General features: G+C 46.3%; 11 protein-coding genes. 3 read left to right on the plus strand and 8 right to left on the minus strand.

Annotated elements, in window-relative coordinates:
- Positions 1-9: 9 nt before the first annotated feature.
- From GVT53_RS13145 to GVT53_RS13180, 8 genes are all read right to left on the minus strand, one after another.
- Positions 10-720 (minus strand): gluconate 2-dehydrogenase subunit 3 family protein, encoded by a 711-nt coding sequence (locus GVT53_RS13145; RefSeq protein ID WP_166248987.1) that lies wholly within the window; start codon positions 718-720, stop codon positions 10-12.
- A gap of 4 nt (positions 721-724) precedes the next feature.
- Complete coding sequence (locus GVT53_RS13150) at positions 725-2449, minus strand: GMC oxidoreductase (RefSeq protein ID WP_166248988.1); 1725 nt, start codon at positions 2447-2449, stop codon at positions 725-727.
- A 177-nt stretch (positions 2450-2626) separates the two neighbouring features.
- Entirely contained in the window at positions 2627-4201 is a 1575-nt protein-coding gene (locus tag GVT53_RS13155) for a RagB/SusD family nutrient uptake outer membrane protein (protein ID WP_166248989.1), read from the minus strand.
- A gap of 17 nt (positions 4202-4218) precedes the next feature.
- Positions 4219-7596 carry a TonB-dependent receptor gene (locus GVT53_RS13160; RefSeq protein WP_240905013.1) on the minus strand — a complete coding sequence of 1126 codons (3378 nt, stop codon included), beginning with the start codon at positions 7594-7596 and terminating at the stop codon, positions 4219-4221.
- A 143-nt stretch (positions 7597-7739) separates the two neighbouring features.
- Positions 7740-8684, minus strand: coding sequence for a FecR family protein (locus GVT53_RS13165; RefSeq protein ID WP_166248991.1), 945 nt, complete (start codon positions 8682-8684; stop codon positions 7740-7742).
- Between the two features lie 70 nt (positions 8685-8754).
- On the minus strand, positions 8755-9336 hold the full coding sequence (locus GVT53_RS13170) for an RNA polymerase sigma-70 factor (protein WP_166248992.1): 582 nt from the start codon (positions 9334-9336) through the stop codon (positions 8755-8757).
- Positions 9337-9578: 242 nt separating this feature from the next.
- Positions 9579-10097 carry a DUF5004 domain-containing protein gene (locus GVT53_RS13175; protein ID WP_166248993.1) on the minus strand — a complete coding sequence of 173 codons (519 nt, stop codon included), beginning with the start codon at positions 10095-10097 and terminating at the stop codon, positions 9579-9581.
- A gap of 162 nt (positions 10098-10259) precedes the next feature.
- Positions 10260-11027: a 3-keto-disaccharide hydrolase gene (locus tag GVT53_RS13180; RefSeq protein ID WP_166248994.1), complete on the minus strand. Its 768-nt coding sequence runs from the start codon at positions 11025-11027 to the stop codon at positions 10260-10262.
- A 317-nt stretch (positions 11028-11344) separates the two neighbouring features.
- On the opposite strand from GVT53_RS13180, the gene GVT53_RS13185 reads away from it, so the two are divergent.
- Genes GVT53_RS13185 through GVT53_RS13195 form a run of 3 tightly spaced genes read left to right on the plus strand, consistent with a single transcriptional unit; the run spans position 11345 to position 16816 of the window.
- A complete protein-coding gene (locus GVT53_RS13185; RefSeq protein ID WP_166248995.1) occupies positions 11345-12421 on the plus strand; it encodes an efflux RND transporter periplasmic adaptor subunit in 1077 nt (358 codons plus the stop codon).
- Positions 12418-15516 (plus strand): efflux RND transporter permease subunit, encoded by a 3099-nt coding sequence (locus tag GVT53_RS13190; protein ID WP_166248996.1) that lies wholly within the window; start codon positions 12418-12420, stop codon positions 15514-15516. The genes GVT53_RS13185 and GVT53_RS13190 overlap by 4 nt, the downstream gene beginning before the upstream one ends.
- Positions 15517-15544: 28 nt before the next feature.
- On the plus strand, positions 15545-16816 hold the full coding sequence (locus tag GVT53_RS13195) for a TolC family protein (protein WP_240905015.1): 1272 nt from the start codon (positions 15545-15547) through the stop codon (positions 16814-16816).
- Positions 16817-16956 lie beyond the last annotated feature (140 nt).

Genomic DNA, 16956 nt, shown 5'->3' on the forward strand with positions numbered 1-16956 from the left:
CTATGTAGATCAGGTAATCAAATTACCGTTCTCGTCCCATTCTGCGATGACGCCCCGCTTGCTCTGGTCCACGCATTTGGCCAGCCATTCCTCGTCGTACGATACACCGTGCTGCTCCAGCACGTCATCGGGAACCCCGTCCCATACATTGGGCTGGTTCCCCTTGTAACCGATCTCCTCCATCCCGATCTTGCTCGTGTAGAAGCCCGTCATCGTCAGGTTCCGCACCAACGAGAAGAAGTTCACCTCGAAGGGCCTCTCGTTGCCCGGCACCTTTGGGTCGTAGTACGCGATACCGTCCAGTATTCCCTTCTGCTGCCGCTCCGTGGCCTTCTTGAACTCCGTGCCATGTTCCGTGTTGCTCTTGTGGTCCAGCCACATGAGCCCCCCACGGATGTCCGGCTGGAGCGTCTCCACGTCCTTGGCCATGAACTCGATGAAGCCCACCACGTCGGCGTCCGATGCCCCCTTGTACTCCTCCGATGGGGGAAGGATCAGGTCGCACAGTATGGTCAGTGTCTCCTGCTCGTGTGGGTTCAGGAACTGTTCGTCCCGTAGTTCAGCTATGTGCTCCAGCTCCTGCGGTACCCTTCCCGGGTAGGTGACCTTCGGCGCCTCCACCAGTTCCGTGCCCTCCGTCGAGGGCCTGCAACCGTGGATCGCCAGTCCGCCCGCAACAGAGCCCAGCACTATCGATTTTAAGCTCTTCCTTCTGTCCATTCCGCTATATGTTTTGTTGTTTGAGTTGTTCCACGATGTACTCCGAGGCCCTCATCGAGAGCGCCAGTATCGTCCATGTACAGTTCTTGTCCGCCTGCGACACGAAAGGCCCCGCGTCCACGATGAACACGTTGTCCACATCGTGCAGCTGCTGGTACTTGTTGGTCACCGAGGTCCTCGGGTCGTCGCCCATTCGGGTGGTACCCACCTCGTGGATGATCTTCCCCGGGTTGTGCAGCCCGTAGTTGGTCTCCTTCCCCGGCTTCTTGCCCAACGGCTCCCCGCCCATGTTGATCAATATCTCCTCGAAGGTGTCCTGCATGTGCCGCGCCTGGTTGATCTCCAACTGGCTCCATTTGTAGTTGAACCTCAGTACGGGGATACCGAACTCGTCCACCGTGGTGGGGTCGATCTCGCAATAGTTCTCCTTCCTTGCGATGGACTCGCCCCTTCCGGCCATGCCCACCACTGCGCCGTAGTATTTCTTGGCATCGCTGCGGAGCACGTCCCCGTAGCCCCCCACCTTCGTCCCGAAGAACTGGTTGAACTCGTTCACGTTGAAGCCGAAGCCGTAGCTGGGCATCCCCATGCCGCCCCATACCTCGATGTGGTAGCCCCTCGGAAAGTCCAGCTTGCTGTTGTCCCCCCACCATGGGGAGTACACGTGCATGCCGCCCACCCCGTCCTCGTTGTAGGACACCTTCCTGTTCATCAGGTCCGGGATGAAGCCCGCCCTGTCCGCGCCCGTCGAGTCGTGCAGGTACTTGCCCACCACGTCGCTGCTGTTGCCCAGTCCGTTGGGGTGCCGGTCGCTCTTGGAGTTCAACAGGATTCGTGCCGAACTACAGGCCGAGGCCCCCAGCACCACCACCTTGCCCTTGAGCTTGTACTCCTTCCTGTCCTCCTTGTTGATGTAGGATACGCCCGTGGCACGGCCCTCTTCGTCCGTGGTCACCTCGCGCACCATGCAGTTCACGTACAGGTCGATCTGCCCCCCGTTCTTCTGCGCGGGGAAGATCAAACAGGTACCGGCCGAGAAGTCGGCGTATACCTGGCAGGCGCGGTTGCACTGCCCGCAGTAGAAGCACACGCCCCTGTCCTCGTTGATCTTCTTGGTGAGCATCGACATCCGTGACGGGTACACCGGGATGTTGCTCTTCCTTGCCCCCTTGATGTAAAAAAGTTCGTGCAGCCTTGGCTTTGGCGGCGGCAGGAAAAAGCCGTCCGGGTCGTTGGGCAGTCCCTCGTTGGTGCCGAACACCCCGATCATCTTGTCCACCTTGTCGTAGTACGGTTTTACATCGTCGTAGCTTATCGGCCAGTTGTCCCCGTGGCCGTCCACGTCCTTGTGCTTGAAGTCCTGGGGGCCGAAGCGCAGCGATATGCGCCCCCAGTGGTTGGTCCTGCCCCCCAGCATCCGCGAACGGAACCAGGAGAAGTCCGTGCCGTCCTTCTGGGTGTAGGGCTCACCCTCGATGTCCCAGCCTCCGTAGGCGGCATCGAAGTCCCCGAAGGGACGGAAGCGCGTGCTCTTCCCGCGCCTGGGGCTCTCGTACGACCACTTGAGCTGGGTCTGGTGCTCCGGCTTCGCAGGGTCGAAGAAAGGCCCCGCCTCCACTACGGCTACCTTGAGGCCAGCCTCCGAAAGTACCTTCGCCGACATCCCGCCACCGGCGCCCGAGCCAACGATGATCGCATCGTAGACCGTCGAATTCTCTATTATCTGCATCTGTTGGTTTGGTTTAATTATAAATGAGTAAAATATGAATCAATCTAAAAGGAATCACAATTAAACCTTACATGGAACTGATATTCCATGCTCTGGATTCCCGTGAGTATTATTTTTTAAAATTGAGGCCCACCATCCATAAAGGAAATGATGGGCCTCATCATTTAATACTGTGTATTAATAACCGTTGTTGTCGGTACCCAAACTTGGGTTACGCTGAAGTTCCGGCCCTGGCAAGGGCAACAACATGTGTTTTTCTTCAATTTGCTTGCCTCTTTCCGTAGTATGGCCAACGGCATTCACAAAGGATATGGAACCGGGAGAGTCTGCGACCGGGAACTGTCCTGTACGAACAACATCAAACCAAGTCTTGAACTCGAACACTAACTCTCTGTGTCTTTCTTTCCAAACTTCCTGTACAAATGCCTCTGTTCCCAAACCTGACAAATCAGCCTCAACTGTGGCTATGTCAGATTCCCAGTAAGCTCTTGCACGTACTTGGGCCAAATAGTTAATGGCATCCGGGGTTACCCCGCTAGATCTTGCAATGGCTTCCGCAGCAATCAACAATACATCGGCATAGCCGTAAACTGCAAAATCCTTTCCGGACATTGCTGTTTCAAAAATGGCTGCATCATCATGCCAGACGTAAGGTGCTGTTGCAAAGGTCTGCCCTGAATCTTGAAAAGTGGAATGAAAATATTGCTTTTCCTGAATTCTTAGGTCGGCTGACGGATCATACAAATCGATAAATCCATCTGAAGGAAGGTAACCGCCGTTTGTAATATCATAAAGTACTTCCGAAGCAAGTGCTACAGGGTAAGAATACCTTGGATAAACAGAGGTTCCTATTTCTGGGTCATATTCTTTGATATAAATATGCTCCACGGCAGATGCATCTGACTTTCTGATCTTGTTGTAGGCGGAGTTTTCCAAATCCACAACTCCAGGGGATAGCTCATCATGCTGTACCAAATCGTAGGAACCGTATGTTCCATTGATGATGTCCTGTGCCAAGCTGGCTGCATCACTGTATCGGTCCGCATTCAATGGGTTTCCGCTCATGGTCAAGTATACATCGGCCAATAGGGTCGCGACCGCTCCCGCGGTAACACGCTTACCATTGTCCACCATGCTTACCGTTGGCAATCCGCCGCCAAGTGCATCGGTCAAATCTTGCTCTATCAATGCATAAACATCGGCTACGGAGCTTCTTTCCAAATAAAGATTCTCCAAAGATTCATAAGGCTCAGTGGTCAATGGTACGGGACCGAACCATCTTACCAAGAAATAGTAGGCAAATGCCCTAAAGAATTTAGCTTCTGCCATTAGTTGCGATCTTTCAGAATCGCTCAATCCAGGTGTTTCCGGAATATACTTGATGGCATTGTTTGCCCTGGAGATTCCCAGATAAAGCTCTCTCCATCTATCCTGAAGGTAACCTCCTATGTTATCCCCGTTAAGGGTAAGCTCTTGGGAATTGCTCACATGGAGTTCCTGACCTGCGTATTCGTTAACGAAATACCCGGACATGTACCCTCCCAGCATCATGGGGGTTCCGCTATACACTCCACCATCCGTCATGTTGGGAGCACCGGTCCTATACAGTGAATTAACGGCACTGTAGGCTTGGTCTGGTTCTGAAAAGAACTGATTGGAATCCAGTTCGCTCAAGGGTTTCTCTTCCAAAAAGTCCGAACAGGAACCCAATACAATCATTCCGATTAGAAAAACTATATATTTAATTTTCATGATATCTTTTTTATGTATTAAAATTTGAGGCTACATCCGATGGTAAATGTTCTTGGCTTGGGATACTGGAAGAAGAAAATGTTCTGTCCCCATTGGTTCCCGCCCCATGAAGTAGCTTCCGGGTCGTACCCTTGAAAGTCTTTGGAATGAATCACGAAGGCATTTTCCAAACTGGCATATACCCTAAGACGGTTCAAGCCCATGATATCCAAAAACTGCTGATTGAAGTTATAGCCCAAAGAGAATAGGTTTCCTCTGATGTAAGAACCATCAACCACCCATCTGCTATCTACCTGACTGTTCTGTCCGGCATACGCTTGGTTCCTGATTTCCTGAACCTGAGTGTTCTGATTGCTCTCGGTCCATCCATCATAAAGAATAGTGGCAAGTCCGTTGGCAATACCTGAACGGTCTTCGGTTGAGTGATAGAACTGCTGCATGATCTCTACACCTGCCACAAATTGGATGTCTGCGGTGAAATCGAAATTCTTATAACGGAAGGTGTTTATGAAACTTCCCGTAATATCCGGCAAACCTTTTCCAAGGATTTTCTTTTCTGCAGATCGCTTGGCCTCACCAGGAACGGCTCCGACCTCGGCAGCTTCGGCAGCTTCATCGGTTCCCCAAGTTCCCAAACGCTCGTATCCCCAGAAAGAGCTCAAAGATTCCCCAACTCGAAGAATGGTCTGACTACCGGACACCCAAAATGGTCCTGGTTCTATATCCTCGTCATTTTCACCCAAGCTTTCAATCCTGTTCTTGTTGTAGTTCATGTTAAAGGATGTCTCCCAGCCAAAATCCGCTTTGCGGATAATCTCTGCGGTGACCATGGCCTCGATACCTTTATTGGAAACAGAACCAATGTTATCCCTTACCGATGTGAATCCTGTTGTGTAAGGGACCGGTCTGTCCAATAGGAGATCTTTGGTCAACTTATCATAGTAGTCGAACTCCAGACGCAACCTGTAATCAAAGGCGGCAAGATCTAAACCAATATCGAATTGACTGGTTTTTTCCCATTCCAACCCTGGGTTGGACAAACGATTTACGGAACTGGAGCTTACCCTTGTACCGTTCAGCAAAACTGTTCCTGAAGAAACTGTCGCCAAAGAACTGTAAGGGTCAATTTCCGTATTACCTGTAATACCGTAGCTACCACGTAGCTTAAGTCTGTTGATCGCGGTAACATTTTCCATAAAGGCTTCTTCGCTGATGTTCCAACCAGCACCGATTGATGGGAAGAAACCGTATTTATTGTCCTCACCAAATCTTGAAGAACCATCGACCCTTCCTGTCAAGGTCAACAAATATTTATCCTTGAACGTATAACCTGCACGTAAAAAGTAGGAGTTCAAAGCCCACTCGTTTGTTTCTGATTCCGGTGCACTTGGGTTGCTCGCAGACCCTATATTGTTGTAACGGAAAAAGTCGTCGCTAAATCCTTGGGCAAAAATATTGGAGGACTCATAAGTCCGCTCTTGCCAACTAATACCCAACATGGCATTGATTCTGTGATTACCCAACTCCTTGTTGTAAGTAAGGTAATTTTCCTGTTGCCAATAGGTACTCTTTTCATTAAAAATACGGGCAAAACCGTTAGGTGCTGAAATATTCACCAAATCTCTTGGAGAGTATTCCTTTTTGTTCCTGATGTTTTTATCGAAACCGTATTGGGTCCTAAACTCCAAACCTGGCATGATAGTGAAACTTGCATAGAAGTTTCCAAAAAGCTGGTTTCTTTCCCAGAATCTTTCTTGTGTTTCCAATACGTGAACCGGGTTGGACATGGACTCCAAGTTGTAGGCATCGCTGATCATTTGGCTATTGCTCCATGTTCCATCAGGGAATTTTACCGGGAAGATTGGAGGCATTTCGATCATGGTCCTTCTTGGGGTCTGGCCACCACCGCCTTCTTCGAACTCGGTATCCTTAACATCGTTTACAAGAAGGTTTACACCCAATTTCAACCAATCTTTTGGAGTAACATCATATGCAATTTTACCGCTGATCCTATCCAATTCGTTGTTCAGCATTATTCCTTCTATATGGGAATAGTTCAAGAACACCCCGATGGATGATTTTTCACTTCCCTGCTGAATGGATAATTGGTGATTATTGGAGTACGCTGTTCTAGTAGCTTCATCTTGCCAATCGGTATCGTAAAGTGGATTGCCTTGCGCATCGAACAAATTGGGATCGTTTGTGGTGAACACCGGAGCAGGGTCGCCAGGACGGTACTTTGGTGTATTCTCCATACCTGTACGAACTACTTCCAACCACTCTTCAGCGTTCAGCAAATCCATTTTCTTACGGATGCTTCCCACACTTAAGAAACCATCGTAACCAATACTTATCTTTTCATCTTTTGAACCCCTTTTGGTCGTAATCAAAACTACACCATTGGCACCCCTGGCACCATAAATGGCTGCGGATGATGCATCTTTCAGCACCTCCATACGCTCAATATCGTTCGGGTTAATGAACTGGATATCGTCCATTACAACGCCATCAACAACATACAATGGATCTGTTGAGGAATTGATGGTCCCAACACCACGAATCACAATTCTTGGGGATCCCGTAGGTGAACCTGAGTTCAAGAATACGTTTACACCGGCCACTTTACCTCTCATTCCCTGAAGGGGATTGCTCACCGGAGCTTGTAAAAGTGTTTCGCTGTCCACTGCACCAACGGCCCCAGTAAGATCGGATTTCTTTTGGGTACCGTAACCCACAACGACCACCTCATCGAGTGCGGCAACATTTTCCTTAAGGGTTACATCTATGGTCTGTTCCCCGGTAACCTCGATTTCTTGGGTCACAAAACCTATATAACTGAACATAAGCACATCACCGGCATCTGCCATAATGCTATAGTTCCCGTCAAAATCGGTAGTGGTTCCCTTGGAAGTACCTTGTACCAGTATCGACACCCCGGGAATCGGAGTACCGGCATCGTCAGTGACCTTTCCGTTTACGGTAAACTGCACATTTGTTCTAATGAGCTCGTTGATTCTGTCAGGGCTCAAGGCCGTAGGCACTTTATCAACATTGTGCTTGCTTAAGAGGCTTTCAATTTTATCCTTGATCTCTGGGTTGTTCTTTGGAAAAAGAATAATCTGGTTCCTAACAAAGCTAAAAGCGATATCGGACTCGGAGAAGAGTTCGTTCAATACATCGTCCAATGTTTTGTTTTCGACTTTAAGCGTTTTTTTGGAATAGACATCCACAATGCTGTTGTTGTAGAAAAAACTATAATCGCTCTTGCGTTCGATTTCGTTCAATATCCGCTTTAATCTTACATTGTTTGCCTCCAGCGAAATGCTTTGTGCATTTGCTTCCGAAGCAAATAACTTGGCCAAAGTAAGCGCCACTAAGATCAAATAGATTTTCATTATCCTGATAATTGGGACCTTTGGTAAAAAAAGTTCCTTTTTTTCCATAATTTTGATGAGTTTACGATGTTTAATTACATTTTTATGTGGTTAAATAGTTTCTGAGAGGAGGGTGCGGGAACACTCTCCTCTCTCTTTTTGGGTCATTGCTTCATAAATAGTGTTATTTGGTTATTGTGCATTTTATAGAGTATAGGTGATGACACCTCAAAGAGGTCCAGGATCTGTTCAATACCAAGATTGTCGAACTCCCCGGTATATTTATAATCCATTATTCCTGGGGATTCTACCGATATATCAACCTTGTATTTTCTTTTTAAATCGCTTATTACCTGTCTGATGGGGGTCTCGTCATAAATAAGTTTGCCCTCCCGCCATGCGGTAAACTTTTTGGTCTGAACATTATCAACAATAAGTTTGTCGGCATCTTTGACATAGGTAGCCCTTTGTGAAGGTGCCAAAACCACGGTCTTTTGATTATGCTCTTCCACCACTTTTACCTTTCCGGACACCAAAGTCGTTTCCACATTTTGATCTTCGGGATAGGATTTAACATTAAAAACGGTGCCGAGTACCTGAATGTTCATTCCATTTTCGGTAGCCACAATAAATGGCTTTTCCGGATTATGGGCCACATCAAAAAATGCCTCTCCCTGAAGACTGACATCTCTAGATTCTTCCGAGAATTTTTCGGGGTAGGAAAATGTGGTGTTCGCATTCAACGTAACCTTTGTGCCATCGGACAAGGTTATGGTCTTGTTCTCCCCTATTGAGGTAGAGGCCAAAATTATCTGTGAAGATTTTTCTTCAAATTGTTCATTTGGAGAAAGCAGCGTATAGGCCAATGCCGCCATTATCATGACGCAGGCTGCATATCCTACATATTTATACCAATCGGCAAATTTTCTTTTGGGCCCTGTTACGTTTTTATGCTCACCTTCTTTTAGCAGTTTGGCCACATGCCTTGCTTTCAGAACATGATAACGCCGTTGTTGCTTAGGGTTCTTGAGCAACCACTTTACAACCTCAGCCTTTTTTTTGTCTGATAGCCGACCTTCTACCAGTGCATTTATATCCTTGTTGTTCATTGCTTATTAGGAACAGTATTCAATAGCAGGACGTAAAAAGTAGGGTCACCCCCTAGTCGGAAAGTAAATTTTATAAAAACAAAGAGGGCAGATACTCGCTCAGGGCCACCCGAAGTTGTCGCAAGGCCCTGCTCATATGGTTTTCCACGGTTTTTGGGGAAATTTCCAGTTCCTTCGATATTTCTTTATGGCACAACCCCTCCATTCTACTTTTCGTGAAAACTTTTTTACATTTTTCAGGAAGTTGCTCTATGGCCTTATCCACCAAAGACTGGAGTTCATCTGCCAAAATTGAAGAGGCCATGTCGTCTGCCAAAGCTCCATGGTTCAACCAAAACTCTTGCTGTTCGGCGGACATTTCCTTGGTGAGCTTATTTTTTTTGGCGCGGAGATAATCCAAACAGGCATTTCGGGTCATACTATAAATGTAACCCGTAAAATTGGAGGTAATCTGCAACGTCCCCCATTTTTCCCATAATTTGATGAAGACATCGTGGATGATTTCTTCCGCATCCTCTTGAGAAGGTATGTAACTGTTCACAATTACAACCAGTTTAGGCCTGTAGAACTCATATATTACACTAAAATCATCCTCTACGGTATTTTCCGACAGGGGGGCGATTTTGAGGTTATGCAAATATTCTGGCTTCATTTTTGGTAAATGCAAACATTTTACACGTGCAATTTACAAATTTCGAACTAACGGCAAATTTTAATCTTTTTATTTATAAGTATCCCCTAAAAATGGCATCTTATGAATACCCTTGAAATCCCTACATCCCAATCTTTGATTGCGCGAAAAGAAATCTTGGCCGCTAGATTAAGCATTGCTAAAAAAATAAAGGACCACGTCTTATAGGCATGGTCCTTTATTTTTATCGTTATAAAATCTGCCTAAGGCGCCAACGTATACGTAAAATCGATCCTTGTCTGCACCACGGTACCGGTTACCTCAGTTACATTATATATTTCTGAAAAAGTAAATGCCGACGAATCTTCATTAAATTCCAGCGTAGTTGCCTGCACGGTGCAGGAAGCTGCCAAACTAAGATTTTGTGAAATCAGCTCCCATGTGCCCGTGGAGGTAACAGGGTTGTCACAATCCTCTGCATTCTTGCCGATTTCGTAGGTAAAGGTCCTATCGGATTCAAAAGTATAGGCTGCATCTCTGGCACATTCTTCATATTGTTCAAAAAGATTTTTTGATGCATTGTCCGTATCATCATCCGTCAAATCCAATTCTTTTGCGGCAACAATGTCGCTAAGCACCCATTCCCCGACCAATTTCTCTTCATTGGCCGTTAGCTCACCTGTAAAATCTTCGGCACATTCCGGTCCATCATCCGAAGAACAGGACAAAAGAGTTACACCAATACACATTAAGGAGATAGCATTAAAAAATGTTCGTTTCATTTCCATTTAAATTTTATTGTTTCTATAATGATGTGCCAGAATGCAAATGGTTGTTTATGGATATGGAAAAACATTAGAAAAGAAAAGCCCAGTTTATTGATCTTGGGCAAAAATTACACCTTTCCACGCAACATGAATGTGCAAAAAAGTTGTCCGTAAAGGCTATCGGAGCTCCCTGATCTTAATATTTCGGAACCAAGTTTCAAAATACCAATACTGCAATGCAATTTTGCCCTTGGTGGCCTTGCCAAATTCAGGGTACTTGGAAAAATGGCTCCCGGCAACTCTCTCTTTCCAATCAGGTGAAGTAAAATCCTGCGATGCCGTGAGAACACCGTTCAAATAAAATTCTATTTTACCGTCCTCTTGTACGATCTTGGTTTTGTTCCACCCACCCTGATTGATCTCCACCTTATTTTGTTGCGGCTGAAAAACATACAAACAACCCGGCCGCTTTTCGGGAACGTCATAATCCATATGATCGGCACCTAAAATTTGGTACTCGGGACCACTTTGCCATGCGGTAGGTACATTGGGCAGCTCCTGTACGTTTATAAAAACACCACTGTTCCCGTTTCCTGCTATCCGCCATTCCAAGGTAAGTTCGTAATTTTCATAGGATTGGTCGGTTACCAAATCCCCGGCCGTCAAGGATTCATCGTTGGTGTTGCTATGCAATTCACCATCGACAACTTCCCAAACCGAATTGGCTCCTGGATCATTGTACAGATGCCATCCCTTCATTGTTTGCCCATCAAAAAGCAGCTTCCAGCCCTCTTTCTTCTCCACATCCAACAATTGGTTGTGGGTAGCGTTTTCCACTGCGGCCTTCTTAGTACGCCATGTTTCGCTTTCTTCTTTTTTCTTTTCTTGTTTACAGGATACCGATAGGAGTATGGCAAGGATGCATCCAGTTACTTTTGTGTACATGTATGGTTTAGTTTGTTTTGTAGTGCAGCGACTAAAGATAGAAAAAGAATGCGATTTGGGCCTTTATCAAAGATAAATGGTCGCCTTTGTCCAAAAAAACACCCGGGCAAATACCCAATCAGCGGCAAAATTTAACAAACCAGCGGTCACAATCTCCCTTTTACACTCATTTTAATGTCGTTAACCCCTGTTATATCGACGTTCATGGGATTGCTGTGTTAAAATAGCAATCGATACTTTAAGTACTATTGGACTAGTTTTATCTTTGAGAACCATCTGTTTTTATATAAAAACAGCCCACCAACCACCAAACCAAGATGAAAGTAAAAAACATAGTCTACGCCCTATTAGTTGTTGGAGTAGTTGCCCTTATCGCATACAGAATCAAATCCAATGCCGAAATTGGCAAACCAAGTGGGTCAGGATCGGTTGTTCCAACTGTGACCGGTATGATTTTAAAGCCGCAGAGCTTTAAGGACAATATTTCCATTTCTGGGACTTTGGAAGCTGATGAACAAGTTGAGATCAGGAGCGAAATTTCCGGTGTTGTTGAAAGCATCAATTTTAAAGAAGGCAGCAAAGTTTCAGAAGGACAGGTATTGTTGAAGGTAAACGACATTGAACTTCGCGCCCAACTCTCCAAAGCACTTACGGCCAAAAGACTTGCTTCTGAAAATGAAAGAAGGGCCAAATTGTTATTGGAAAAACAGGCCATTAGCCAAGAAGAGTACGATATAGCGGGTGCGGATTACCAATCGGCCAGTGCAGAGGCAGAATTGATAGAGGCGCAACTTTCTAAGACAATCATAAGGGCGCCTTTTTCGGGAACCATTGGGCTACGGTCCATCTCCAAAGGAACCTACGTGACCCCAACCACGGTTATTGCCAAACTGGTCAACACCGATGAGCTGAAAATCACCTTCTCCGTACCGGAAAAATATGCTTCACAGGTAAATGTGGGCACAATCCTCACGTTTACCACTTCGGATTCCAGAGAACAGTACAGTGCCACCATTTATGCCATAGACCCTGAGGTGGACATCGCCACACGAACCCTTCGGATGAGAGCCATCATGGACAATCGGGAAAACAAACTATACCCTGGTGCATATGCGAATGTGCAACTACCGCTCGAGACGGTAAACGATGCCCTTTTGGTGCCTTCCGAGTCGTTGATTCCCGTACAGAACGGAAAGAAAATATTCATTCTGGAAAATGGCAAGGCCAAAGAAATCGATGTTGAAATCGGGGCACGGACCGGTAAAGCCGTGCGCATATTGACCAATCTGCAAGTTGGGGATACCGTGTTGACATACGGTGTGATGGCATTGCAAAACGGTTCACCGGTAGAAGTTGTTTTGGAAGAATTTGAACCTTTGACCCAAATACAATGAACCTTTCGACCATAAGCATCAAAAGACCTGTTCTCACCATTGTGATGAACGTAACCATCATCCTTTTTGGAATCATTGGCTATACATTTTTGGGTGTACGGGAGTTTCCCTCTATAGATCCCGCCGTGGTATCCGTCCGCACCAATTATTCTGGTGCCAACGCGGACATCATTGAGTCCCAGATTACAGAGCCTTTGGAAAAATCCATCAACTCCATAGATGGCATACGCAATATTACCTCCTCCAGTGTGCAAGGATCTAGTTCCATCACCATCGAGTTTGAACTGGACAAAGACCTGGAAGCGGCCGCAAACGATGTCCGGGACAAAGTTTCCCAAGCATTGCGGAGCCTTCCCGAAGATTTGGATGCCCCGCCTGTGGTTTCCAAGGCCGATGCCGATGCGGACAGGATCATTTCTATGACCATACAGAGTGACAACAAAAACATTTTGGAGCTCTCAGATTATGCTGAAAATGTCATTGCACAAAGAATAGAGACCATTCCCGGTGTTAGCGGTGTGCAGATATGGGGACAGCGCAGGTACGCGATGCGGTTATGGATAGACCCTTTAAAGTTGGCTTCCTACGGGCTCACCGTGGCCGATGTGCGCACTGCACTTTTGGCCCAGAACATTGAGTTGCCGTCTGGAAAGCTTACCGGGGAGAACACCGAATTGACCGTCAAAACACTTGGAAACCTCAATACAGAAGAAGAATTCAACAACATCATCATTTTGGCCGATGGCGAAAAACTCGTGCAGCTCAGCGATATTGGACGTGCAAGTCTTGAAGGCGAGAATATGGAAACCAAAATGAGCGACTCGGGGCAACCTATGGTAGCCATTGCCGTGATTCCACAACCAGGCACCAACTATCTTGAAATTGCAGATGCTTTCTATGAAGAGTACGAAAAACTGCAAAAAGACCTCCCCGAAGATTTTAAGCTGAACATTGTCATAGACGATACCGTATTTGTTAAAAAAGCTGTCACCGAAGTGGCCGAGACCATTTTAATATCCATAGTCCTGGTGATTCTGGTCATTTATCTGTTTTTCCGAAATTGGTCCTTGGCACTGCGTCCGTTGCTGGACATTCCTGTTTCCTTGATCGCCACCTTCTTTTTTATGTGGCTGTTGGGATTCTCCGTTAACGTGCTTACCCTTTTGGCCATAGTGCTCGCCACCGGACTTGTTGTGGATGATGGCATCGTGGTAACGGAAAATATTTATAAAAAAATCGAAGAGGGGATGAACCCCATTGAGGCGGCCATTAAAGGTTCCCAAGAAATCTTTTTTGCCGTCATCTCAATATCCATAACCTTGGCCGCGGTGTTTTTGCCCGTAATCTTTCTGGAAGGTTTTGTGGGCCGTCTCTTTAGGGAGTTTGGTGTGGTGCTCGGCACTGCGGTATTGGTTTCCGCCTTTGTGTCCCTCACACTAACGCCCATGCTGAATGCCTATCTTACCAAGCCGGGCAAGCAGAGTCGTTCCAAATTCTATCAGGTCACCGAAAAGTATTTTGTGGCCATGAACGAATCCTATAAAAGTGCCCTCGAAAAGTTTATGCAACGAAAATGGCTCAGTTTTCCGATTCTTATCGGATGTCTCGGCTTGATTGTCCTTTTTTACTCCTTGCTACAAAAGGAGACAGCCCCTTACGATGACCGAAGCTTCGTTCGTTTGAGCGTTTCGGCTCCGGAAGGCTCATCTTATGAATATATGGACAAATTGATGACCGGCATTACGGAGCTCATCAATGATTCCATACCCGAAAAAAAAGTAAGCCTTGTTCTGACCTCTCCGGGATTTGGAACTTCTTCCGTTAATAGCGGCCGTGCCAATGTGGCTTTGGTGGATCCCAGCGAACGCGAACGTTCACAAAGAGAAATTGCGGAAGACCTTGGGCAATGGTCCAAAGCATTTGTCGGTGGACGGTCAAATGTGTCCGAAAGACCTACAATTTCCGTAAACCGTCGTGGTGGTCCCCCTATACAGTTCATCATCCAGGCCAAAAATTTTCAAAAATTGGAAGAAAAAGTGCCGGAATTTATGGCGGAAGCTGAAAAGGACCCCACTTTTTCCTTTGTGGACGTCAACCTAAAGTTCAACAAGCCCGAAATCTACGTCTCCATTGACCGGGAAAAGGCAGAAAGCTTGGGTGTTTCCGTACGGGATGTGGCCCAAACACTGCAACTATCGCTAAGTGGGCAGCGATTCGGATATTTTTTGATGAACGGAAAACAGTATCAAGTAATCGGACAGTTCGACAAACAGGACAGGAACGAACCCACCGATCTTACCTCCATCTTTGTAAAAAACAATGAAGGACAACTGATCCAATTGGACAATTTGGTGACCACGGAAGAACATAGTAGTCCGCCACAATTATTTCACAATAACCGGTATATGTCCGCAACCGTTTCGGCCAACTTGGCACCTGGGATGAGCATTGGGGATGGCATAGACGCCATGAACGCCATTAAGGAAAGAGTGCTGGACGATTCCTTCACAACAGATCTTGGTGGTGAATCACGGGACTTTGTGGAGAGCAGTTCGAATACTGCGTTTGCTTTCGGTTTGGCATTCCTGTTGATATTTCTAATCCTGGCCGCACAGTTCGAAAGTTTTATTGATCCTATCATCATTATCCTTACAGTGCCCATGGCCGTTGCCGGGGCGATGTTCTCACTGTGGTTGTTCGGGGAAACGTGGAACATTTTTAGTCAGATCGGAACCATTATGCTGATAGGACTCGTGACCAAAAATGGCATCCTCATTGTTGAATTCGCCAATCAGTTGCAGGAAGAGAACGAAGATTTGACCAAGATGGAGGCCATTATGAAGGCTTCCGTATCCAGATTGCGCCCCATATTGATGACAAGCCTTACCATTGCCCTTGGGGCACTGCCCATAGCACTCTCGCTGGGAGCTGCTTCAACGAGCCGGACCGGTATGGGGGTTGTCATCATCGGGGGCACCCTATTTTCCTTGGTGCTCACCTTGTTCATCATACCGGCGCTTTATATGATGTGGTCCAGAAAAAAAGTGCTACGACCAGAATTCAAAAACCTCGAACTTTCCTCACATGGGCATTAAAATGAGATTACGTATTTTAATATTTATCATGGGAAGTGTTTTTTGTGCAGAAGCACAGGAAGTCCTTACTGTGCAGGAAGCCGTCAAAATTGCCCTCGACAACAATTATCAGATAAAAACGGCACAAAACGAACTAAAGATAGATGAGTTGGGAGCTACCCTTGGGCAAGCAGGGATACTTCCAACGCTGGACGCGAATCTATCGGACAACAACAGCGTTCAGAATTTATCCCAGTTACGAAACGATGGTACCCTTCAAGAACGAGACAATGTAAAGAACAGTAGTCTAAATTATGGTGTTGCACTTGAATGGACCGTGTTCGACGGTCTTCGTATGTTCGCCAACTTTGAGCAATTGAAGGAAACCAAAAAATTGGGTGAAGCCGAACTGAAGCAGGCGATTTTAACCACAGTGGGCGAGGTAATGATCACTTACTACGACCTAGTTCAGCAGCAACAGCAATTGGCCGCCCTGGACAGTACGCTCATCATTTCGGAACAGCGCGTGGAATTGGCCCAAAACCGTTTTACGATTGGAAAAGCTTCCAAACTGGAGGTGCTGAATGCACAAGTGGACCTGAACACGGACCAAACCTTGATGCAACGGCAACAAGAACTTTACAAGAACACCAAAATCCAATTGAACGAACAATTGGCTCGCGACCTTAAAACTGATTTTAAGGTGATTCCTGAAATCTTTGTGGACCACGAATTGGCATTGGAAGAACTGGAAACAAGGGTGGCTTCTGAAAACCCCCAGTTACAGGCTGAAAAAATCAACAAACGTATCAGCGAACTGGAGCTTAAACAAATAAAGGCTGCGCGTTACCCCTCGGTTTTTGTGACTTCTGGATACAACATCGGTAGTTCTAAATCTGAATTGGGCTTTGCCATAAGCTCGGAATCAAAAGGTTTCAATTATGGATTTGGTGCAACGCTCAACCTATTCGACGGTTTCAACCAAAACAGAAATGAAAAAATAGGAAAAGTGGCCTTGGAAAATGCCGAAATAGCGATTGCACAGCAAGAACAGGCCTTAAATTCCTTGGTGAACACCACTTATCAAACGTATTTGACCAACATCAGTCTTATGGAACTTGAAGTAAGAAACGAAGCCATCGCCAAAGAGAATCTGGACATTACCGTTGAAAAATATCGCATAGGCATCATCCCTACCATTGAGTTCAGGGCTGCCCAGTTAAATTATATCAACGCGAATGTGCGGCTGAGCAATGCAAAATTTCAGGCAAAACTATCGGAAATCGTGCTAAAGCAACTCGCTGGGGATTTGGAAATATAGCATTGAAAAAACCCGCTCCAAAAGGAACGGGCATTTGTTCTTCATATTTAATCGCACCCTTATTTGTTGCTGTGCATCCAACAACTCTTGTGATTTTTCTTTTGTTAGCTACAAATAAGAGCTTTGGGAGCGTACATCTT

It is taken from the genome of Flagellimonas oceani, assembly GCF_011068285.1.
GTDB classification, from domain to species: Bacteria; Bacteroidota; Bacteroidia; order Flavobacteriales; family Flavobacteriaceae; genus Flagellimonas; species Flagellimonas oceani.